Source organism: Streptomyces sp. NPDC007901 (assembly GCF_042959465.1).
Classification (GTDB): Bacteria; Actinomycetota; Actinomycetes; order Streptomycetales; family Streptomycetaceae; genus Streptomyces.
This window is the reverse complement of sequence record NZ_JBIBKW010000010.1, coordinates 216,646-236,438: the sequence shown is the minus strand read 5'-3', so window position 1 is coordinate 236,438 and position 19,793 is coordinate 216,646. Positions and strand designations below refer to the sequence as shown.

At 70.2% G+C, this 19,793-nt stretch carries 18 protein-coding genes and 1 pseudogene; 5 read left to right on the top strand and 14 right to left on the bottom strand.

Annotated elements, in window-relative coordinates; all coding sequences use genetic code 11:
- From ACFZDK_RS30765 to ACFZDK_RS30755, 3 genes and pseudogenes are all read left to right on the top strand, one after another.
- Positions 1 to 1,152 (top strand): glycosyltransferase, encoded by a 1,152-nt coding sequence (locus ACFZDK_RS30765; protein WP_390977183.1) that lies wholly within the window; start codon positions 1 to 3, stop codon positions 1,150 to 1,152.
- Positions 1,149 to 1,793, top strand: a complete 645-nt coding sequence (locus ACFZDK_RS30760; RefSeq protein ID WP_390977182.1) for a lipopolysaccharide biosynthesis protein — start codon at positions 1,149 to 1,151, stop codon at positions 1,791 to 1,793. The genes ACFZDK_RS30765 and ACFZDK_RS30760 overlap by 4 nt, the downstream gene beginning before the upstream one ends.
- 141 nt (positions 1,794 to 1,934) lie before the next feature.
- Positions 1,935 to 3,035: pseudogene (locus tag ACFZDK_RS30755) on the top strand (GNAT family N-acetyltransferase); the annotation flags it as partial.
- 32 nt (positions 3,036 to 3,067) lie between these two features.
- Here the strand turns inward: ACFZDK_RS30755 and ACFZDK_RS30750 are convergent.
- Complete coding sequence (locus ACFZDK_RS30750; RefSeq protein WP_390977181.1) at positions 3,068 to 4,486, bottom strand: glycosyl hydrolase; 1,419 nt, start codon at positions 4,484 to 4,486, stop codon at positions 3,068 to 3,070.
- A gap of 164 nt (positions 4,487 to 4,650) precedes the next feature.
- On the opposite strand from ACFZDK_RS30750, the gene ACFZDK_RS30745 reads away from it, so the two are divergent.
- Entirely contained in the window at positions 4,651 to 5,910 is a 1,260-nt protein-coding gene (locus ACFZDK_RS30745; RefSeq protein ID WP_390977180.1) for an ATP-grasp domain-containing protein, read from the top strand.
- Complete coding sequence (locus tag ACFZDK_RS30740) at positions 5,910 to 7,175, top strand: NAD(P)-binding domain-containing protein (protein ID WP_390977179.1); 1,266 nt, start codon at positions 5,910 to 5,912, stop codon at positions 7,173 to 7,175. The genes ACFZDK_RS30745 and ACFZDK_RS30740 overlap by 1 nt, the downstream gene beginning before the upstream one ends.
- 52 nt (positions 7,176 to 7,227) lie before the next feature.
- Here the strand turns inward: ACFZDK_RS30740 and ACFZDK_RS30735 are convergent, their stop codons facing one another.
- From ACFZDK_RS30735 to ACFZDK_RS30675, 13 genes are all read right to left on the bottom strand, one after another.
- A complete protein-coding gene (locus ACFZDK_RS30735) occupies positions 7,228 to 8,070 on the bottom strand; it encodes a hypothetical protein (RefSeq protein ID WP_390977178.1) in 843 nt (280 codons plus the stop codon).
- Positions 8,071 to 8,137: 67 nt separating this feature from the next.
- Positions 8,138 to 8,398, bottom strand: coding sequence for a hypothetical protein (locus tag ACFZDK_RS30730; RefSeq protein WP_390977177.1), 261 nt, complete (start codon positions 8,396 to 8,398; stop codon positions 8,138 to 8,140).
- Positions 8,399 to 8,687: 289 nt separating this feature from the next.
- Complete coding sequence (locus ACFZDK_RS30725) at positions 8,688 to 8,939, bottom strand: hypothetical protein (protein ID WP_390977176.1); 252 nt, start codon at positions 8,937 to 8,939, stop codon at positions 8,688 to 8,690.
- A gap of 136 nt (positions 8,940 to 9,075) precedes the next feature.
- Positions 9,076 to 9,315, bottom strand: a complete 240-nt coding sequence (locus ACFZDK_RS30720) for a hypothetical protein (RefSeq protein ID WP_390977175.1) — start codon at positions 9,313 to 9,315, stop codon at positions 9,076 to 9,078.
- A 330-nt stretch (positions 9,316 to 9,645) separates the two neighbouring features.
- Positions 9,646 to 9,939, bottom strand: a complete 294-nt coding sequence (locus ACFZDK_RS30715; protein ID WP_390977174.1) for a hypothetical protein — start codon at positions 9,937 to 9,939, stop codon at positions 9,646 to 9,648.
- A 395-nt stretch (positions 9,940 to 10,334) separates the two neighbouring features.
- Positions 10,335 to 10,625, bottom strand: coding sequence for a hypothetical protein (locus tag ACFZDK_RS30710; RefSeq protein ID WP_390977173.1), 291 nt, complete (start codon positions 10,623 to 10,625; stop codon positions 10,335 to 10,337).
- Positions 10,626 to 10,865: 240 nt separating this feature from the next.
- Entirely contained in the window at positions 10,866 to 11,108 is a 243-nt protein-coding gene (locus tag ACFZDK_RS30705; protein ID WP_390977172.1) for a hypothetical protein, read from the bottom strand.
- Positions 11,109 to 11,372: 264 nt separating this feature from the next.
- Positions 11,373 to 11,657, bottom strand: a complete 285-nt coding sequence (locus ACFZDK_RS30700; protein WP_390977171.1) for a hypothetical protein — start codon at positions 11,655 to 11,657, stop codon at positions 11,373 to 11,375.
- A 105-nt stretch (positions 11,658 to 11,762) separates the two neighbouring features.
- A complete protein-coding gene (locus tag ACFZDK_RS30695; protein ID WP_390977170.1) occupies positions 11,763 to 12,119 on the bottom strand; it encodes a hypothetical protein in 357 nt (118 codons plus the stop codon).
- Between the two features lie 198 nt (positions 12,120 to 12,317).
- Positions 12,318 to 14,228 carry an AMP-binding protein gene (locus ACFZDK_RS30690; protein ID WP_390977169.1) on the bottom strand — a complete coding sequence of 637 codons (1,911 nt, stop codon included), beginning with the start codon at positions 14,226 to 14,228 and terminating at the stop codon, positions 12,318 to 12,320.
- Between the two features lie 150 nt (positions 14,229 to 14,378).
- Positions 14,379 to 15,884, bottom strand: coding sequence for a von Willebrand factor type A domain-containing protein (locus tag ACFZDK_RS30685; protein ID WP_390977168.1), 1,506 nt, complete (start codon positions 15,882 to 15,884; stop codon positions 14,379 to 14,381).
- 157 nt (positions 15,885 to 16,041) lie between these two features.
- The gene (locus tag ACFZDK_RS30680; protein WP_390977167.1) at positions 16,042 to 16,905 is read right to left on the bottom strand and encodes an ABC transporter permease; all 864 of its coding nucleotides are present in this window, start codon (positions 16,903 to 16,905) and stop codon (positions 16,042 to 16,044) included.
- Positions 16,902 to 19,547 (bottom strand): CocE/NonD family hydrolase, encoded by a 2,646-nt coding sequence (locus tag ACFZDK_RS30675; protein ID WP_390977166.1) that lies wholly within the window; start codon positions 19,545 to 19,547, stop codon positions 16,902 to 16,904. Before ACFZDK_RS30675 ends, ACFZDK_RS30680 begins: the two co-directional genes overlap by 4 nt.
- Positions 19,548 to 19,793: the final 246 nt, after the last annotated feature.

Sequence of the window (19,793 nt, the reverse complement as noted above, 5' to 3'; positions counted from 1 at the left end):
ATGAGGGTGCTGCACATCATCACCGGCCTCGGCATCGGCGGCGCCGAACAGCAACTCCGCCTGCTGCTGCGGCATCTTCCCGTGGAGGGCGAGGTGGTGGCCCTCACCAATCCGGGTGCCGTCGCCACCGGGCTGGTCTCCGACGGTATCCGCGTGCACCACCTCGGCATGCGCGGCAACCGCGACCTCTCCGCGCTTCCGCGGCTGGTCCGCCTGATCCGCGCGGGCGGCTACGACCTGGTGCACACCCATCTGTACCGCGCCTGCGTCTACGGCCGGCCGGCCGCCCGGCTCGCCGGTGTCAGAGCCGTCGTGGCGACGGAACACTCCCTCGGCGACTCCCAGATGGAGGGCCGAAGGCTGACCGCGGGCGTCCGAGCGCTGTACCTGGCCGCCGAGCGGCTCGGCTCCACCACGGTCGCCGTCTCTCCCACGGTCGCCGACCGTCTCCGGCGCTGGGGAGTGCCCGCCCCACGCATCGAGGTCGTCCCGAACGGCATCGACCTGGCCCGCTTCCGCTTCGACCCGGTACGACGTCACCGCGCCCGCCGGCATCTGGGCCTGCCGGATGAGGCGTACGTCGTCGGCTGTATCGGCCGACTCGCTGAGGGCAAGCACTTCGACGTCCTGGTCCGGGCGATCTCCCGGCTTCCCGACGATCACTGGCTGTTGCTGGTCGGCGGCGGCCCGCAGGAGAGCGTCCTGCGCCGCACGGCCCACGAAGCCGGCGTGGCCGGCCGCGTCGTCTTCGCCGGCGAGCGCCCCTACCTGTCCGACGATTCCAGCGGCCTCGACCTGCCCGCCCTCACCTGCGCGATGGATCTGCTCGCGTCGCCGTCGCCGGACGAGTCCTTCGGACTGGCCGTCGTGGAAGCCCTCGGATGCGGACTGCCCGTGGTCTACGCCTCCTGTCCGGCGATCGAGGACCTGCCCCCGCAGGCCGCCCCCGCTGCCCGGCGGGTCCGCGGCGGCCCCGAGGCGTATGCACATGCAGTCGCCGAGATCCGCGCGGCCGGCCCCGGCACTCGAACGGCCCCGGACGCCGCCCGCCGCTACAGCATCGCCCGTAGTGCCGCCCGGCTCATGGACGTGTACGCGGCGGCGGTGTCCAGTTCGTCGTCCCCCTCACCTCAGGGAGTCACTTCGCCATGACCGACAACAACCGCACGCGGCGCAGGTGGCTGAGCCACTCGGCCCGCCGGGTCCTGCTGGCCTGGTCGATGTTCGCGGGCTGCACCCTCGCGGGCGGTGCGCTGGGCGGTGGCTACGCCGTGTACCGGGGCCCCGTGTACACGGCCACCAGCTACGTGGTCGTCGTCCCGACCGACCGCTCCGACCCGGGCACCGCGCTCGGCTTCGCCCAGGCATACGGCCGAGCCGCCACCCAGCTCGCGGTCCTCCTGGACGCCCAGGCAGAGGCGCGCGTGCCGGTCCGGACACTGCAGCGGAGTGTGCGGACGGCGGCCTCTCCGGACGCGCCGGTGGTCGCGGTCTCGGCGACCTCTTCGCGGCCCCGCCTCGCCTCCGGCATGGCCAACGGGGTCACCCGTGCGCTGGTCCGGCACGCGAACGGCACCAAGGACAGCACCCACATCCAGCTCCTCGAGTTCTCCCCGGCGGTGCGGCCGACTCTGCCGACGTCCGCGTCGCCGGTGGTGACCGGTGCCGTCGGCGCGAGCGCGGGCGGGCTGCTCGGCGGCCTGTTCCTGCTCGCGCGGCCCCGGAGGTCCAAGGAGGATGCTGTGCCCACGGCGCTCGTTCCGGGGCCGGCCGTCGCCGCCGACGCCCACTGACACCGCTTGGGTCGATCGGGTATGCGACCGACACGCGCCGGGTTGGCACCAACCCGGATTCCTCGCAACGGAGGTAACTGTGCAGGATCGGTTCCCACGCAGCACACACCGCCGGCATCCGGAGTGCGAACGGAGCACCCGGTGAGGCCCGCGTTCTCCACCGAACTCGTGACCGAAGGGTCCGCCTTCGCCGAACTGGCAACGGACTGGGAACGGCTGTACGCGCGGTGCGGCACGGCGACCCCGTTCCAGAGCCACGCCTGGCTGCACTCGTGGTGGCTGTCCTACGGCCGGGAAGGCCGGCTCCGGCTGCTCCTGGTACGGGAGGGCGGCGACCTGGTCGCCGCCGCTCCCCTGATGCTCCGGCGCCGCCCGCTGCCGGTGCTGATCCCTCTGGGCGGCAGCATCTCCGACCACGCGGACGTACTGATCGACGACGAGCGCGCCGACCGTGCGACCGCCGCCCTCGCGGACGGCCTGTCGGCCGCTGCCCGCACCGCGCTGATCGACTTCCGCGAAGTACGCCCAGGCAGCGCTGTCGAGCAGGTGTACGACCGTTGGGGCGGCCCCAGGCTGCGCATGCAGGATTCCCTGTGCCTGGAACTGCCCGCCCTGCCCATGGACGAACTGCTCTCCCGGCTGCCCTCGGGCAAGGCCCAGCGGGTCCGGGCCAAGCTCCGCAGGCTCCAGACGCTCGGCGTGGAGCGACACGTCGTACGGCCGGACGAGGTGGACGCGGCGCTGCGCAGACTGCTGGAGCTGCACCGGCTCCAGTGGCAGGAACGAAAGGTGACGCCGGAGCATCTGCGCAGCCGGTTCTGCGAACACCTGGTGCGGTCGGTGGGGCCGATGGTGCGCTCGGGAAGCGCGATGGTCACCGAGTTCCGGATCGACGACGACGTGGTGGCCGTGGATCTGACCCTGCTGTCGCGGCGGCTCGCCGGTGCCTACCTGTACGGCGCCCATCCGCGCCTGCGGGAACGCAAGGCGGACGTGGCGGTCATGCTGCTCGACGCGTGCACCCGGCACATGCGTGCGGACGGCCCGGCCACGCTGAGCCTCCTGCGGGGCGACGAGCCGTACAAGCACCACTGGCGGCCACGGGCGGTCCCCAACCATCGGCTGCTTCTGGCCCGGCGGCCCACCGCTCCGCTGATGTCGGCGGTCGCCTGGGACGTGGTCGCGCGCCGGCGCGGCAAGGAGGTGCTGCGCCGCCTGACCGCGCGTGCCGGTGACGGCGGACCGGCCCCGGCGCCCGCCGCCGACACGGGCCGTCACCGGGCGCACAACCACGACTCGGGGCGCAGCCACGGCAGCACGCCGAGCGAGTGCCGGAGCCAGTCGCCGAGGGCCGACGGCGGGCAACCAGTCGCGGCCGGCCGCGGGACGGATGCCGTGGATGCGGCCGACGCGATGGGCCGGCTCGCCGAAGAGAAGAGGAACGACCGGTAGACCAGAGACGAGAGGGAGTGGGAGGTGCACTCCCAGACACCGTGCGGGCAGTAGTCGGTCAGCGTGTTGTACAGCGGCTTGTGCTGGTCCATCCACTCGAGCATGCGCCGCATGTACACGGGGTTGTCGCCGTTTCGGAAAAGACCCCACTCAGGATAGGAAATGGGCTTGCCGTGAGCTTTCGCGAAATCCACCTGTGCCTGCAGTCCGTAGGGCTCCTTCACCTGCTCGTCGAACGACAGGCCGCGCGGCTGGTCGTACGCGTCCATTCCGATGATGTCGACCGTGTCGTCCCCCGGATAACACCGGGTCCAGGCGACGGCGTCCAGACCGCGGCTCGGTGCGAAGTCGAACCGGAACCTCTGGCCCGGCACCGAACGCATGACGGTGACGATTCTTTTCCAGTACTTTTTCCAGGCCTCCGGATCCGGCCCGCAGCGGTGGGTGTACGTCGTGCCGTTCATCTCCCACCCCAGCACCAGGACCGTGTCCGGCACCTTCGCGGCGACCAGCCGCTCGGCGAGGACACGGAAGTGCTGATCGAACTCTCCGGCCGCGCCCTGCCGCAACAGCGCCCGGACGGTGGTGTCGGAGAGGCCCTCCTCATTGCGTTCCTGCAGGGGCACGTTGAGGACGAGCATCCGGTCGTCCTTCTCCCTGCGCCAACGCGCCCACGTGTCGAGGAAGCGGGGATCGCCCTCGATGTCCTGCCAGTGGTTGCCCGGCAGATACGTGTGGCCGACGCGCACGTCGGCACCGCCCAGCCAGCGGCTGAAGGACTCGATGCGAGCCATCCCCAGGGAACCGGAACCGAGGAAGGCACCGTACGCGGGAGTCTCCTCCCGGGGCGTCGGCTTCGTTTCGGTCGTCGGCTTCGTCGCGGCGGTCGGCTTCGTTTCGGTGGTCGGCTTCGTCGCGGTCGTCGGCATCGTCGCGGTGGTCGGCTTCGTCGCGGCGGTCGGCTTCGTCGCGGTGGCGGGCCTGGACGGGACTGGCTTCTGCGGCTCGGGGACGGACGGGACCGGCGTGGTCACGGGCACGGCCGGCGCCACCGATGCGGGCTGCGCGGACGGCGCGGTCACCGCGGGCGGCGTCGTGACCGGGGCCGGAACGGGGCTGCCGGCCGGGCGCACCGTCCCCGCCGCGAGGCTGGTGCCGGACGCCAGCGCGACCGAGGCGACGACTGTCGCGGCCACGACTGCCAGCCGCCCCGTCCGGACCCGGCTCTGCTGTGGGGCCATTCCTGTTCCTCTCCACTGCCGCATTGTCTGCGCCCTGTCCATCCGCATTGTTGACGCCCTGTCATATGAAGTCAGTCACATGAAATGAAGAAACGCCACCGCCCCATGGCTTTCGAGTGCCTTGCTCGCCCGAACGGGTCAACCGACGCGAAGGAACAAAGCCCGTGTCATTTCTCGACATCCGCGTCCCCGCAGTTGTGCTGCGCGTGGACCGGAATCCCTTTCACCACGGAACGCTGGGGGCCGTGCGCTCACTCGGCAGAGCCGGTGTGGAAGTACATGTGGTCGCCGATTCCGCGGGAAGTCCCGTATCCCGCTCGCGTTTCGTGCACCGGATGCATCCTCCGCCACCGTTCGGGGCCTCCCCCCGCGAGATCGCCGACGTGCTGTGTCGGGTGGCCGCCCGGATCGCGCATCCCGCCGTCCTGATCCCCATGGACGACGCGAGCGCGATCGCCGTGGGTCGCATGGGCGAGGCGCTGGCGCCCTTCTATCTGCTGCCGGCCGCTTCCGGTGTGCTGCCCGAACGCGTCGCCGACAAGGCGGAACTGGCCGCCCTGTGTGCGTCCGTGGGCGTTCCGCATCCGGTGACCCTGGTCCCGGACAGTCCGGCGCAGGCCGTCGGCGCCGTCCGTCGACTGGGTCTGCCGGCGGTCGCGAAATGGAGCCGGCCCTGGCTGCTGCCGGCCGGCGGCGGACTGCGCAGCACGACGGTGGTGACATCCACTCAGCAGGCGCGGGAGCTGTATGCACGCACCGATGAGGCGGGCAGCCCGCTCCTGTTGCAGCAGCGTCTGCCACCGGGGCCGGGCCGCGACTGGTTCTTCCACGGGTACGCCGACCGCTTCGGCATCGTCCGCGCGGGCGGAGTCGGATGCAAACAGCGGGCCTGGCCGCGCGGGGCCGGGCTGACCGCGGTCGGTTCCTGGGCCCCCAACACGGAGGTACGGGCGCTGGCCGAGCGGTTCACTTCCGAACTGGGCTACCGCGGCGTCCTCGACATGGACTTCCGGCAGTGCGGCGCGACCGGACGCTACCACCTGCTGGACTTCAACCCACGTCCCGGTGCCCAGTTCCGGCTGTTCTCCGACACCGCCGGCCTGGACGTCGTACGAGCCCTGCACCTCGACCTGACACACCGTCCGCTGCCGGAGGGCGCACCGAGGGCGGGGCGGGTCTTCGTGGTGGAGAACTACGCGCCGCTCGCCGCGCTGCAGCCGGCCCCGGGTGGGCGTGAACTGGCCTGGCACGCCCGGGACGACTCCGCACCCGGCCGCGCGATGTGGGCGCTGTGGTGCCGTCATGTGCCACGCAGACTGCATCAGCGACTGGGCGCTGCCGCGCCGGCGCCCGCTCCGGTGCGCCTGACCCCTCAGAGAGCCACATCGACTTCGACCGACGACGAGAAAGCGAGCAGCTCCTGATGTACGACCTTCTGGTGGTGGGCGCCGGCCCGTACGGCCTGTCCATCGCGTCCCACGCGGCGGCCGCCGGGCTGAACCTGCGCGTGCTGGGACGGCCGATGGCCTCCTGGCGGGACCACATGCCACCCGGTATGTTCCTGAAGTCCGAGCCGTGGGCCTCCAACCTCACGGATCCCGAGGGCCGCTGGCGGCTGGACGCGTACTGCGCCACACAGGGGATGACGGCTCGTCACGCCGAGCCGATCCCGGTGACGACGTTCGCCGCATACGGTCTGTGGTTCGCGTCCAACGCCGTCCCCCCGGTGGACGAGCGCATGGTGAGCCGGGTGGCGACCCATCCGGCCGGGTTCGAGGCGGTCACCGAGGACGGCGAGGTGCTGCACGCGAGAACGGTGGCGCTGGCGGTCGGTGTCATGCCCTTCACACAGATCCCGGCTCCGCTGCGCCGTCTGCATCCCTCACTCGTCTCGCACAGCAGCCATCACAGTGACCTCGAACAGTTCCGCGGCCGGGACGTCACGGTGATCGGCGGCGGCCAGGCGGCCCTGGAGACCGCGGCGCTGCTCGCCCAACAGGGCACTCGGGTACGGGTGATGGCCCGGGCCGACCGGCTGCACTGGAACGATGTGCCGCCTGCCTGGGAGCGTCCCTGGTGGCAGTCGGCCCGCATGCCGCACAGCGGCCTGGGCTGCGGCTGGCGCAACTGGTTCTACGCCGAGCGCCCGGGCCTCTTCCGGCGCCTCCCCGAGTCGGTCCGCACCCGCGTCGCGGCCACCGCGCTGGGCCCGGCGGGAGCCTGGTGGGTACGAGACCGGGTGGAGCCGGCGGTGGAGGTGCTGCTCGACCGGGACATCACCGCGGCTCGTGCGGTGCCGGGCGGGGTGCGGCTGGACACGGTCAGCCTGACCGGGGGACCGCTGACACTGGAGACCGAACACGTCATCGCCGCAACGGGGTTCCGGGCGACCCTGGACCGGCTCGGCCTGCTCTCCGACGAGCTGCGCGGCGGCCTCGCGACGGCGGCCGACGGCTCCCCGGTCGCCGGGCGGGACCTGGAGTCCTCGCACCCGGGGCTTTTCCTGGCAGGCCTGCTGACCGCTTCCTCGTACGGCCCCGCCATGCGTTTCGTCCACGGAGCCACGTTCACGGCCACGGCACTGGTACGAGGGGTGCGCCGCCGCCTGCGCGGCACACCGCTCAGCGACGCGTCGCCCGTGCAGGTGGGATGGAGCACCGCGGAAGCACCGTCGCGGGCCCGCTGCTGACGGTAGGCCTCGGGGGTCGGACGTGCCAGGTCCGGCCCCCTGCCGCAGAGTACTACCGACGGAACGCGCCCCGGCCCCGTCGATAGAAGATGACCCCGCTCGCCATCAGGAACGCGGCAACGCCCGAGGTGGCCATGGTCTCGCTTCCGACCCCGGTCTCTGCGAGGGACAGCGGCTGCTCGGGGCCTGCTGCGGGCGGCGCCGTCGACGGCCCGGAGGACGGGGTGTGCACGTGCGGAGCCGACTTGGGCGGTGTCGCCGCCCGGGGCGGCGAGGACGGCAGCGGCGCGGGGGGAGTCGTGTGTGGAGTCGTGGGCGGGGTCGTGGGCGGAGTTTCGTCGTCACCGTAGCCGCCGGTGACGTCGTCGCCCCGGCCGCTGTCGACACCGTGTCCGGTGATCCAGTCGGAGCCGCTCACATCGCCGAGTCCGGTGATCCAGTCGGAGCCGCCGGAGTCACCGTGTCCGGCGATCCCCCCGGAGCCGCCCGAGTCACCCTGCCCGACCACGCGACCGGAGCCGCCCGCGTCACCCTGCACGGCGCTCCCCCCGGAGCCGCCCGAGTCACCCTGCCCGACCACGCGGCCGGAGCCGCTGTCGTCGCCGTAACCGTCGACGTCGCGCTGACCACCGGTGCGACCGTGGTCACTCGTCCTGCCGGCGGCACCGCCTTCGGCTCCCCGGTCGGCACCCTGCGCCCCGTAGGCCGGCACGTCGTCGGTCTTCGCTGGAGCGTCCACCGGGACGTCGGCGGCGCTGTGGCCGGACAGGGTGCCGAGTGACTCGGCCGTGGCCGTGTCGGTCCGCGAGTCCGCGAGCGCCGGGATGCCCCACAGCGACAGGAGGGTCGTCGCGCAACCGGCCACGATCATTCCCTTGCTCAGGTTCTGTCGCATTCTGGTCGTCTTTCTGGTCGAAGAAGAAGCTGGAAGAGGAAAGCGGGCGGCTGCGGCAGGTGAGTGGTCAGTTCTTCTTCCGCCGCCCGCTGTGGCGCCGGGAAGCGGCCTCACGTCTGCCATAGTTTCGCCGCCATCCGATTTTCTGACTGGTCCAGTGGTGGGACCCGGTGAAATGCCAATAGCGGCATTCCGAGCAGAGGTAGATGCGGTCCGGGATTCTCTCCAGCAGCGGCTGCTTGATCAGCCAGCATCTCGCCTCGGATTCGGTGCGGAACGACGCTTTCCCCGTCTCCGGACAGCGCGGCATGATGATCGAATTGCTCATGTCCCCTCCGAGGCGTGGACCGGCTCACACCCTCTTCAGCAGAAGGATGGACCCGATGGTGCCTCAGCGGGAAAACCCGTATCAAGCGGTAACCCCTCTTTCGGCCGAGCCGCGGCCGGTTTTCATCCGCATGGCGCCATAGGACGATTGAGGTTAATTGCGATTGACGGTCGGCGCTTTGATGTGAAAAAAGGTCAGCGGCCGCCGTGCGCGGCCGCTGACCTCATTGGTACATCTCTGCGAACAGCCCAGACCCTCTTCCCCTACCAGCCGCCGGACCGTCAGCCGATCATTTTCCCGGCGCGATCGCGGTGCAGAAATTGCCGATGTTCTGGGTAAGGTCTCCGCCGACAGTGATCGGTGCGTTGATGGTGACAAGAGAGGACTGGAACGCCTGGTCACAGTCCAGAAGCTGGGCGTTCTTGACGGTGGTGTGGGGCGGCTCGTCGCCGCATTCCGCCGCCTGGGCGGTACCGGCCGACGCAAGGCCGACGCCACCGAGAACACTGGTCACCAGCATGACCTTCTTGAACCTGCGCACGTAAACCTCCGTGTATTGACTCTCGACCGCCGCGACGGCGGGATACAACTGACACGGCAAGGGGACGCCGAGTTCTCACTACCTCGACATCCCCTTGTTCCGCGTATGGGACCCGACTGCCGCCGGCGCCCCGAGATCAGTGCTCCAGGTTGACGTTCGAGCAGAAGTTGCCGATGTTCTGGTGCACGTCGCCGGTGGTCGCGCCGTTGACAGGGGCGAAGGCGGCGCCCGCGTCGAAGTCCTGGTGGCAGCGCGCGACCTGCAGGTTGTCGATGAAGACCTCCGGGCCGTCATTGGCGCTGGCGATACCACTGCCGGCGATGCCGATGCCGCTGACCATGAGTGCTACGGCAGCGGCCTTCTTGAGCTTCTGCATGATGTCTCCGTTTTCTTCACACACACGACCCTCGTGACGGACCGTGCCTGACTCGTGACAGACGATAACACGCACTTCGCCTAACGCCACATTCCAGACACGCCCGACCGAGTGTCCTTAATTGATATATGAGTCCCATAACGGATATAACTCATCGGATAGGCAGGTCACGGAGCCGGTCACCGCGCGGGCCAGGAGCAGGCACGGTCGGCCCGTTTCACCGAGCCCCCGTTCGGACCACAGCACACCGGAGACCCGACACCCTCGGCACACAACGAGAAGCCGGCCTCGCGCAGCAGCACGAGACCGGCTCTCCGCAGCGCCCTCGAATCAGTCGACGTCGACGTGGGGGTTGCTGTTCACGCAGGCGTTGCCGATGTTCTGGTTCAGGTCGCCGAGGGTCGCACCGTTGACAGGAGCGAAGGCGACGCCGCCGTCGAACGACTGCCGGCAGTCCGCAAGCTGCAGGTTGTTGATGGCGACGCCATCGGGGCGCGGGTCGTTGCAGTGCGCCGCGCCGGCGTTGGCGACCCCTCCACCGACAAGCCCGATGCCGCCGGCCATGAGCGCTACGGCAGCGGCCTTCTTGAGCTTCTGCATGATGTCTCTGCTTTCTTCACGCACACAGCCCTCCTTACGGACCGTGCCCGACTTGCCACAGAAGGTAACACGCACTTCACTTAAGGCTGCATTCAAGACACACCCGATCGAGTGCACCTAATAGCGCCATAAAGCCCATGAATTATCGAAGTCACCAGGCCGGCAGACCACAGAGCCGGCCCACCACCCGGACGAGGAGCAGGCACGGCCGGCCCGTTCACCGACCCCGCCATTCGGCGCACCAGGACGCACACGGCAAAGAGCCCCCGACGGGCACTTGAACGAGGGCCTCACGCACCCCACCCTCACCCACCGGAGGCACTCCCCGGCAGCGCACCGGAGACCCGACACCCTCGGCACACAACGAGAAGCCGGCCTCGCGCAGCAGCACGAGACCGGCTCTCCACGACGCCCTTGAATCAGTCGGCCTGAATGGGGACGGCTTGGTAGGCGCTGATGGCGGTGTTCGCGCAGAAGTTGCCGATGTTCTGGTTCAGGTCGCCGGTGGTCGCAAGGGTGACAGGAGCGAAGGCGGTGCCGGCGTCGAACGTCTGGTGGCAGCGCGCAACCTGCAGGTTGTCGATGGCGACCTCCGGACCGTCATTGGCGCTGGCGATACCACCGCCGGCGATGCCGATGCCGCCGACCATGAGCGCTACGGCAGCGGCCTTCTTGAGCTTCTGCATGATGTCTCCGATTTCTCCACGCACACGACCCTCCTTACGGACCGTGCCAAACTCGTCACAGAAGATAACACACCTCACTTAACGCCACATTCCAGACACACCTTCATCAAGCATCTTTAGTAGGTCCATAAATCCCGTAACGGATATAAAACATCGGACGGGCAGGCCGCAAAGCCGGTCGCCGCAACCCGACACCCTCGGCACACAACGAGAAGCCGACCTCGCGCAGCAGCACGAGACCGGCTCTCCACGGCGCCCTTGAAATCAGTGGTCGTCGATGGTGGCGTTCGTGCAGAAGTTGCCGATGTTCTGGTTCAGGTCGCCGAGGGTCGCACCGTTGACAGGAGCGAAGGCGGTGCCGGCATCGAACGTCTGGTGGCAGCGCGCAACCTGCAGGTTGTCGATGGCGACCTCCGGACCGTCATTGGCGCTGGCGATACCACCGCCGGCGATGCCGATGCCGCCGACCATGAGCGCTACGGCAGCGGCCTTCTTGAGCTTCTGCATGATGTCTCCGATTTCTCCACGCACACGACCCTCCTTACGGACCGTGCCAAACTCGTCACAGAAGATAACACACCTCACTTAACGCCACATTCCAGACACACCTTCATCAAGCATCTTTAGTAGGTCCATAAATCCCGTAACGGATATAAATCATCGGACGGGCAGGCCGCAAAGCCGGTCGCCGCAACCCGACACCCTCGGCACACAGCGAGGAGCCGACCTCGCGCAGCAGCACGAGACCGGCTCTCCACGGCGCCCTTGAAATCAGTGGCCGATGGCAGTGTTCGAGCAGAAGTTGCCGATGTTCTGGTTCAGGTCGCCGGTGACCGCGCCATTGACAGGAGCGAAGGCGACGCCGCCGTCGAACGACTGCTGGCAGTCCGCGAGCTGCAGGTTGTTGACGGCGAAGCCGCCAGGGTACGGGTCGCTGTAGTGCCCTTCACCGGCACTGGCGACCCCTCCCCCGACAAGCCCGATGCCGCCGACCATGACCGCCACGGCAGCGGCCTTCTTGAGCTTCTGCATGATGTCTCCGATTTCTTCACGCACACGACCCTCTTCACGGACCGTGCCCGACTCGTCACAGACGATAACATGCACCTCACTTATCTCCACATTCCAGACACGGCCAACCGAGTGTAACTAATCGAACTATTAACTTTTTTCGGACAGCCGACTGCCGTCGGGGGTGCACACCAAGGTGCTCACACCGCCGGTCCGCAGCGTGGCGCAGACCTGCGGAACCTTGGGCACGGTGAGGTTGACGGTCCGTTGGACGCCGGCCTGGACGGTCTCCTGAAAACTCGCGAGCTCGGCGCCGCCCGCCGCGATGCTCACGTCGACGGTCTGCGTCCGACCGCAGAAAAGGCTGAGGCTGATCCCGCTGGTCTTCGAGGAGCTGATCTTCTGGATGGCGACGGCGCAGGGAAAGTCCCCCGACGCGGCCCGTGCGTGCGCGGCAGTGAAGAGCGGTGCGGAAACCACCAGCACGGTGGCCGCGGAGCGGAGCATACGGCGGGGCAATGGTCCTCCCGGGAGTTCGCCGGGCCCGCTGCCGACGGCGATCGAGCCCTTGACCACGGCGCCTGAATGTCCTTCATGCGCCTTTCGGGGAGACATGACCACGAGCAGATCCAGCCCGCAAGGCAGGCTCGGCCGATCGAGTGGGTGACCGCAGGGAATGCGGACGGCGCAACGGCACATGCCGCGTCAGCCGCGGTACAGCGCCTCGATCTCGTCGGCATAGCGGGCCGTCACCGCGTGCCGTTTGAGCTTGAGCGACGGGGTGAGCAGTCCGTTGTCCTCGGTGAACTCGCCCTCGACCAGGGCGAAGGAGCGGATCGACTCGGCGCGGGAGACGGCCTCGTTGGTGTAGTCGACCGCTCTCTGCACCTCGGCACGCATCCGGTCGTCGCGCACCAGCTCGGACAGCGGGGTGTCCGGGGGCAGCTTCCGTACGGACAGCCAGTGGGCGACCGCCTCCGGGTCGAGGGTGATCAGCGCGGCGACGAACGGCCGGTTGTCACCGACCACCAGGCACTGGCCGACGGGCGAGCGGCTGCGCAGCCGGTCCTCCAGGACGGCCGGGGAGACGTTCTTGCCGCCGGAGGTGACCAGGATGTCCTTCTTGCGGCCGGTGATGGTGAGATAGCCGTCCGCGTCGAGCGCCCCGAGGTCACCGGTCGCGAACCAGCCGTCCTCCGGGAGGACTTCGGCGGTCGCCTCCGGGTTCTTCCAGTACGACCCGAAGACCACCGGCCCCTTGACCAGCACCTCGCCGTCGTCGGCGATCCGGACGGCCGTCCCCGGGATGGGCTGCCCGACCGTGCCGGGGCGGGGTGCCAGCGGCGGCACGATGGTGGCGGCCGCGCTGGTCTCGGTCAGCCCGTAGCCCTCGTAGACGACGATCCCGGCCGCGTGGAAGAACAGGTTGAGATTCCGGTCGAGCGGTGAACCGCCGCTGATGGCGTACCGCATCCGGCCGCCGAGTTCCTTGCGGATACGGCGGTATACCAGTAGGTCGTACAACGCCCAGGCGGCGTACAGGCCCGGCCCGGGTCCCTTCCCCGTGCCGAGGAACTTGCTGAGATACGCCTCGGCGAACCGCACCCCGATCCGCTCGGCGCGGTCGAAGGAGGCGGCGCGCCCGATCCTCTCGGCCGTCGCCCGTCCGGTGTCGTGGATCTTCTCGAAGAGGTAGGGCACCCCGACCAGGAACGTCGGCCGGAACTCCCGCAGCGCGGGCCGGAGTTCGTCCGGTCTCACGCTCGGGAAGTGGCCCATCTCGATACGGCCCATCAGGCACGCGATCTGGAGGGTGCGGCCCAGGATGTGGGCGAGTGGGAGGAACAGCAGGGTGGAGGCGGTCTGGCCGGTGACCGCCTGGAAGACCGGGTGCAGCAGCTCGACCGTGTTGGCGGCCTCGGCGTGCAGGTTGGCGTGGGTGAGGACACAGCCCTTGGGGCGGCCGGTGGTGCCGGAGGTGTAGCAGACCGTGGCGGTGGTGTCGGGGGTGAGGGTGCCACGGCGCTTGGTGACCTCCTCGTCCGGGACGTCCTGGCCGAGGGTGGTGAGGTCGGTGAGTGCGCCTGCGTCCAGCTCCCAGACGCGTGGGGGTTCGGGGTGGCCGACGGTGCCCGTGGTGACGGTCGCCGTGTTCTCCGGGGTCTCGGTGACGATGTGACGGGCGCCGGAGTCCCGGACGATCCACTCCACCTGGTCCGCGGAGGAGGTGGGGTAGATCGGGACGGTCACACCACCGGCCGCCCAGACGGCGAAGTCCAGGACCGTCCACTCGTAGCGGGTGCGGGACATCACGGCGACGCGGTCGCCTGCGGCCAGGCCCGCGCCGATCAACCCCTTGGCGACGGAGGTCACTCGGGCGGCGAACGCGGCCGCCGTGACGGTGCCCTCGCTGCGGCGGATCGCTGTGGCGTGGGGTTCCTCGGCCGCGTTGGTGTACGGGAGGTCGGCGAGGGAGCCGGTCGCGAGCGGGGCGGCGAGGGGCGGGCGGCGCACCTCCCGCACGACCCCGGCCTCGTCCCTGATGACCTCGACCTTGCCCCGGTCGGCCAGATCCGTCCGCCGGCGTGCTCGTCTGAGGTCGCTGCGTACGCTCATGGGGCGTCAACTTACTCGGAAGTAAGGGGAGGTCAATGGGTCTCGCCGTAAGGGGTGCGGTCGTGCGCCGGGTGCGGGTGCGTTGTGGCTGATCGCGCCCACGCGGCGGAGCCGCATATTGATACAGCCCCGCGCCCCTGAAGGAGCGCTTCAGTTCGCGGCGCTTGAAGAACTCGCCTCCCGAATGGCCGTGGCCAAGTCGGATACGTCCTTGTCCTCCGTCGTCCTTGCCAGCGTCGCCGCCCGCGACTGGAGCTTCGTCAGGCTCGGTGCTCCCGGCATGTCGTAGTCGCCGCCCGCCAGCGCGTCCGCGAAGTACGCCGCCACCGCCGTTACCTGGAAGCGCGGGGACGCCGTCCATACCGAGTCGTGCAGGGCGCCGGTCTCCATCGAGCCCGTGTTCTCGTGCGGGGAGCGGGTGTTGGGGTCGAGCCAGCGGACCGTGGCGGTGGCGAGGTGGCCGTCCGTGCCGGGGTTGGTGCGGACGGCGTAGAGGGCGGTGACCGTGTGGCCGGGGCCCACCTCGCCGCCGTCCACGTGGTCGTTGCGGAAGTCCTTGTCGGCGACCTTGCGGTCCCGGTAGCCGATGAGGTGGAACTCGGCGACCGTGTGCGGGTCGAAGGCCACCTGGGCCTTGGCGTCCCGGGCCACCAGATCGATGTTCTGCGGGAGTTGGCGGCAGAAGACGTCGGCGGCGGTCGCGGTGTCGGCGACGTACACCGTGTGGCCGTCGCCCTTGTCCGCCAGGCGTTCCATGAGGGCGTCGCCGTAGTCGCTGCCCACTCCCACGCCGAACAGGGTGATGCCGTACTCGCGGCGGTCGCCGTCGATGCGCTTGAGGATGGCGTTCGGGTCGGTCTCGCCGTCGTTGGCGAGGCCGTCGGAGATGAGGACGACTCGGTTGGTGGCGTTCCTGCGCAGGCCCTCGACGGCGGTGGCGTAGCCGGTCTCGACGCCCTCGCCGAGGTTGGTGGAGGAGAGGGCCGCGAGGCCGTCGACCGCGTCGTGGATCTCGGCGCGGTGGCCACCGAGGCGGGTCATCGGCAGGACCGTCTCGGCGTGTTCGCTGAAGGTGACGATGGCGACCGAGTCGTCGTCGCGCAGCCGGTCGGTCATCGTGTCCAGGGACTTCTTGGCGAGGTCGAGGCGGCCCGGTTGGTCCATGGAGCCGGAGACGTCGATGACGAAGGTGAGGGCGGCCGGCGGGCGGGCGTCGGTGTCCTCTGTGGGGCGGGTGGTGAGGCCGACGCGGACCAGGGACCAGTTCGGCCTGCTGGTGCGGGCACCGTCGACGGTGACCGTGAAGCCGTTGTGCTCGGGGGTGCGGTAGTCCTGGCGGAAGCTGTTGACGAACTCCTCGGGGCGGATCGTCGAGGGGTCCGGGCGGTTGCCGTCGGCGAGGGTGCGGCGGGCGTAGCCGTAGGAGGCGGTGTCGACGTCGAGGGCGAAGGTGGAGAGGTGGTCGGAGGACGGGGCGGTGGCGGAAGAGGTGGGTCCGTCGCCCCGCGCCTGAGAGGGGGCCGGGAGAACGTTGCTGTGGTTCGGGCCGTTCGTGTGGTCCCCGTCCGCGCTGCAGCCCGTCAGCAGCAGTGCGCCCGCGGTGGTGAGGGCGAGCAGCGCCCCGCACGCCTGCCGTCGGGTCCGGTGTCGGTCCATCGCGTGTACCCCCTGAGCCGGTCGGAGTCGACTTCCTGACTTGTCGTCGACTCTGACGGCGCAGGGGGCCGGAACGTGCGCCCCGATGCGTTGCGGATGGATCTCGAAGAGGCCACGGACCAGGGGTGTCGAGGCCGGAGGGAGATCGTCCGGTGACCTAGGACACCACGTCCTTGCGGGCGAAACCCCTGAAGGCCAGGGCGAACAGCACCAGGGCGTACGTTATGGAAACCGAGGTGCCCTGGATCATGCCGGCCCATTCGGGATGCGGTTGTACGGCGTCCGCCCAGGCGAACTGCCAGTGCGCGGGCAGGAAGTCGCGCCAGTGGCCGAGGGCGGTGACCGCGTCCAGGACGTTGCCGACGATGGTCAGGCCGACCGCGCCGCCGACCGCGCCGAGGGGTGCGTCGGTTTTGGTGGACAGCCAGAACGCCAGCCCGGCGGTGACCAGTTGGGACAGGAAGATGTACGTCACCACGACCGCGAGGCGCTGGGTCGCCGTGCCGGTGTCGAGCGCGCCGCCGGTCGGGATCTGGAGCGGACCCCAGCCGTAGGCGGCCGTGCCGACGGCGAGGGCGACCAGCGGCAGCATGATCATCGCGGCCAGGCTGAGGCCGAGCGCGACGACCAGCTTGGACCACAGCAGGCGGGCCCTCGGCACGGGTGCGGCGAGCAGGTAGCGCAGCGAGGACCAGCTGGCCTCCGAGGCGACCGTGTCCCCGCAGAACAGGGCGACCGGGATGACCAGCAGGAAGCCCGCCGACACGAACAGGTTGACCGCGGCGAAGTTGGCGCCGGACGAGGTGGCCGTGTCCAGGAGGGTGACCTGGCCGTTCCGCTCGCCCGGCTGGCCGCCGATCGCGAAGGCGATCAGCAGCACGAAGGGCAGTACGGCGAGGATCCCGCCCATCACCAGCGTGCGGCGCCGCTTGAGCTGGCGGACCAGTTCTACGCGGAGCGGCAGGGTGCGGCCCGCCCGGTAGCCGGAGGCGACCGCGGACTTCTCGATGAGCGTGCTCATGCGGAACCTCCGATCAGGGTCAGGAAGGCGTCTTCCAGACGGCGGTGCGGGCCGACCGACGCCACCGGCACGTCGAGCCGGACGAGTTCGGCGACCAGGCGAGGGGCGCCGGCGCCGGGCTCCAGGCGGACGAGCAGGCCGTCGTCCGTGCTGGTCACGGATGCCACGCCGGGCAGCGCGGCCACCTTCTCCACGACCGGCTCCTCCACGGGGGTGCCGGTGCCGACGAGAAGGGTGTCGCCGGAGCCGATGATCTCGGCGACGGGACCGGCCTGGACGAGCCGGCCTCGGTCCATCACCACGAGGTGGGTGCAGGACTGCTCGACCTCGGCCAGGAGATGGCTGGAGACGATCACCGTGCGGCCGGCGGCCGCGTAGCGGATCATCACCTCGCGCATCTCGCGGATCTGCGGCGGGTCGAGGCCGTTGGTGGGTTCGTCGAGGATGAGCAGGTCCGGCAGGCCGAGCATGGCCTGGGCGATGGCGAGGCGCTGGCGCATGCCCTGCGAGTACGTGCGGACCGCGCGGGCCAGCGCGTCGCCGAGGCCGGCGATCTGCAGCGCCTCGTCCAGGTGGGCGTCCTCGGGCGGCCGGCCGGTGGCCTGCCAGTACAGCTCCAGGTTCTCCCGGCCGGACAGGTGCGGGAGGAAGCCGGCGCCCTCCACGAAGGCGCCGACCCGGGAGAGGACGGGCGCGCCCGGGCGGATGGCATGGCCGAAGACCCGGACCTCGCCGCCGTCCGGCTTGATCAGGCCCATCAGCATGCGCAGGGTCGTGGTCTTGCCCGCGCCGTTGGGGCCGAGGAGGCCGAGGACCTGGCCCTTCTCCACGCGGAAGGACAGCTCCCGGACCGCGTACCGGTCGGTGGAGCCCGCGTACCGCTTGCTCAGGTCCGTTATCTGGAGCGGGACTTCGGCGAGCGCCGGGGCAGGGGCCGGGGCGGCGGTGCGGCGCCGGCCGGTGAGCAGCAGGGCCAGGGCGGCCACCGCGCCGGCCAGCGGCAGCCACCACACCCAGGCGGGCAGCGGCGCGGCGGCCGTGTCCACCCGGGGTGCCGTCGGCACGCTCAGGGCGCCCTTGAGGGAGACGGTGTAGGTGGCCGGGGCGGTCGGGGAGGCGTAGCCGAGGTCGGTGGAGGCGAGGACCAGGCGCAGCCGGTGGCCCTTCTGCACCTCGTGGTCGATGGCCGGGAGGGTGATCGTGACGTCCTTGCCGGCCTTGGCGCCCTCGACGCGGATCGGGGCGACCAGCTGGGAGGGCAGCACCTGCTGGGTGCCGTCCGGGCCGACGTCGTACACCTTGCCGAAGAGCACGGCGTCGTCGCTGGTGGAGGTGAGGTGGACGGTGGCCGTGGGGGTGCCGGTGATCTGCACGGTGTCGGCCATCGGTGCCGAGTCGAAGCGGGCGTACTGGCCCGGGAAGTCGAGGGAGATGCCGACGCCGAGGGAGGAGAGCTGGGAGAGGCCGCCACCGCCGAGGCCGGGCAGCGCGGAGACGCCGGGCGGGCTGGCGCCGGCCGGGTTGTCGACGCGCTGGGTGCCGCCCTTCAGGGTGATGGACCTGCGGTCGCTCTCCAGGCCGGGGTAGCTGTCCGAGGTCGCGCCGCGCAGCTGGGCGGCGCCGTCGGTGGAGTCGACGCCTCCGGTGCGGGTGATCCGGAAGGCCGGGCCGGTGTCGGTGGCCTTGTCGCCCTTCAGGTACCGGTCGAACCAGGAGGTCACCCGTCCCTCGACACGGCTGGTCTCCAGGTCGCCGCCGTCATGGCCGCCGGCGATCCAGTCGACGTCGACGGGAGCGCCGTTGGCCTTGATCGCCTTCGCCGCCGCGTCCGACTGGGAGAGCGTGAAGAGGGAGTCGGTCTGGCCCTGGAAGAGGAGGGTGGGCACCTTGATGCGGTCGCCGACCGCCGACGGTGACCGTTCTTCGAGGAGCTTGACGGCCGCCGCGTCCGGCTTGCCCGACTCGGCGACCCGGTTGTACATCGCGCACAGCTCGGGCTGGAAGTTGGCGCAGCCGCCGCCGGTGTTGAAGAAGATCCCGGCCCAGAGCTTCTTGAAGACGCCGTCGGGGAACAGGGCGTCCGCGAGGTTCCAGTACGTGATGGAGGGGGCGATGGCGTCGACCCGGTGGTCGTAGGCGGCGGTGAGGAGGGAGATCGCGCCGCCGTAGGAGCCGCCGGCCATGCCGACCCGCGGGTCACCGGTCTTGTCCAGCTCTACCTGGGGCTGCTTCGCCAGCCAGTCGATGAGCCGGGAGACGTCGGCGACCTCGCCCTCCGGGTCGTTGAGGCCGATCTTCCCGGTGGATCTGCCGAAGCCGCGGGCGGACCAGGTGAGGACCGCGTAGCCGTCGCGGGCGAGGTCCTCGGCCTCGGCGCGCATGTCGTCCTTGCTGCCGCCGAAGCCGTGGGCTAGGAGGACCGCGGGGCGTCGGCCGGTGCCGGCCGTGGTGAAGAACGAGGTGTCGAGACGCACCCCGTCCACTGCCCTGACCTTGTCGGTCTGCTGCACCGGGGGCGGGCCGTCGGAGGCGACGGCCGTCCACGTGCCGGCGCCGACGAGCACGACGACGGCGGCCGCGGCGGCCAGTAGCCGCCGCGGCCGCCGAAGCAGGGCTCGTAGGCCGGGGGGTCGAAGATCCATGCTTCAACGGTACGGGGCGGGACCGACATCCGATGCCGACGGTGGGGTGAACCCCCGGCCATCCCCGAGGAGTACGGGCACGTCGCCGTGTACTTCGGCCGCTGTACACCGGGTTGACACCGGGTGCGAGGCGGCGGGGGTTTGCGCAGTTCCCCGCGCCCCTGGGGTTGGCTGCTCTCGCCGGCCCATACAACCCGCTGCCGCTCCACCGAGCACCGCCGCAACGGCGATCAGCCACGACGGCGG

Excerpts from the sequence above, each read along its gene's own strand:
- ACFZDK_RS30765 (WP_390977183.1), top strand. The coding sequence starts at position 1 with ATGAGGGTGCTGCACATCATCACCGGCCTCGGCATCGGCGGCGCCGAA.
- ACFZDK_RS30760 (WP_390977182.1), top strand. The coding sequence starts at position 1,149 with ATGACCGACAACAACCGCACGCGGCGCAGGTGGCTGAGCCACTCGGCC.
- ACFZDK_RS30750 (WP_390977181.1), bottom strand. The coding sequence starts at position 4,486 with ATGGCCCCACAGCAGAGCCGGGTCCGGACGGGGCGGCTGGCAGTCGTG.
- ACFZDK_RS30740 (WP_390977179.1), top strand. The coding sequence starts at position 5,910 with ATGTACGACCTTCTGGTGGTGGGCGCCGGCCCGTACGGCCTGTCCATC.
- ACFZDK_RS30735 (WP_390977178.1), bottom strand. The coding sequence starts at position 8,070 with ATGCGACAGAACCTGAGCAAGGGAATGATCGTGGCCGGTTGCGCGACG.
- ACFZDK_RS30730 (WP_390977177.1), bottom strand. The coding sequence starts at position 8,398 with ATGAGCAATTCGATCATCATGCCGCGCTGTCCGGAGACGGGGAAAGCG.
- ACFZDK_RS30720 (WP_390977175.1), bottom strand. The coding sequence starts at position 9,315 with ATGCAGAAGCTCAAGAAGGCCGCTGCCGTAGCACTCATGGTCAGCGGC.
- ACFZDK_RS30705 (WP_390977172.1), bottom strand. The coding sequence starts at position 11,108 with ATGCAGAAGCTCAAGAAGGCCGCTGCCGTAGCGCTCATGGTCGGCGGC.
- ACFZDK_RS30695 (WP_390977170.1), bottom strand. The coding sequence starts at position 12,119 with ATGCTCCGCTCCGCGGCCACCGTGCTGGTGGTTTCCGCACCGCTCTTC.
- ACFZDK_RS30690 (WP_390977169.1), bottom strand. The coding sequence starts at position 14,228 with ATGAGCGTACGCAGCGACCTCAGACGAGCACGCCGGCGGACGGATCTG.
- ACFZDK_RS30685 (WP_390977168.1), bottom strand. The coding sequence starts at position 15,884 with ATGGACCGACACCGGACCCGACGGCAGGCGTGCGGGGCGCTGCTCGCC.
- ACFZDK_RS30680 (WP_390977167.1), bottom strand. The coding sequence starts at position 16,905 with ATGAGCACGCTCATCGAGAAGTCCGCGGTCGCCTCCGGCTACCGGGCG.
- ACFZDK_RS30675 (WP_390977166.1), bottom strand. The coding sequence starts at position 19,547 with ATGGATCTTCGACCCCCCGGCCTACGAGCCCTGCTTCGGCGGCCGCGG.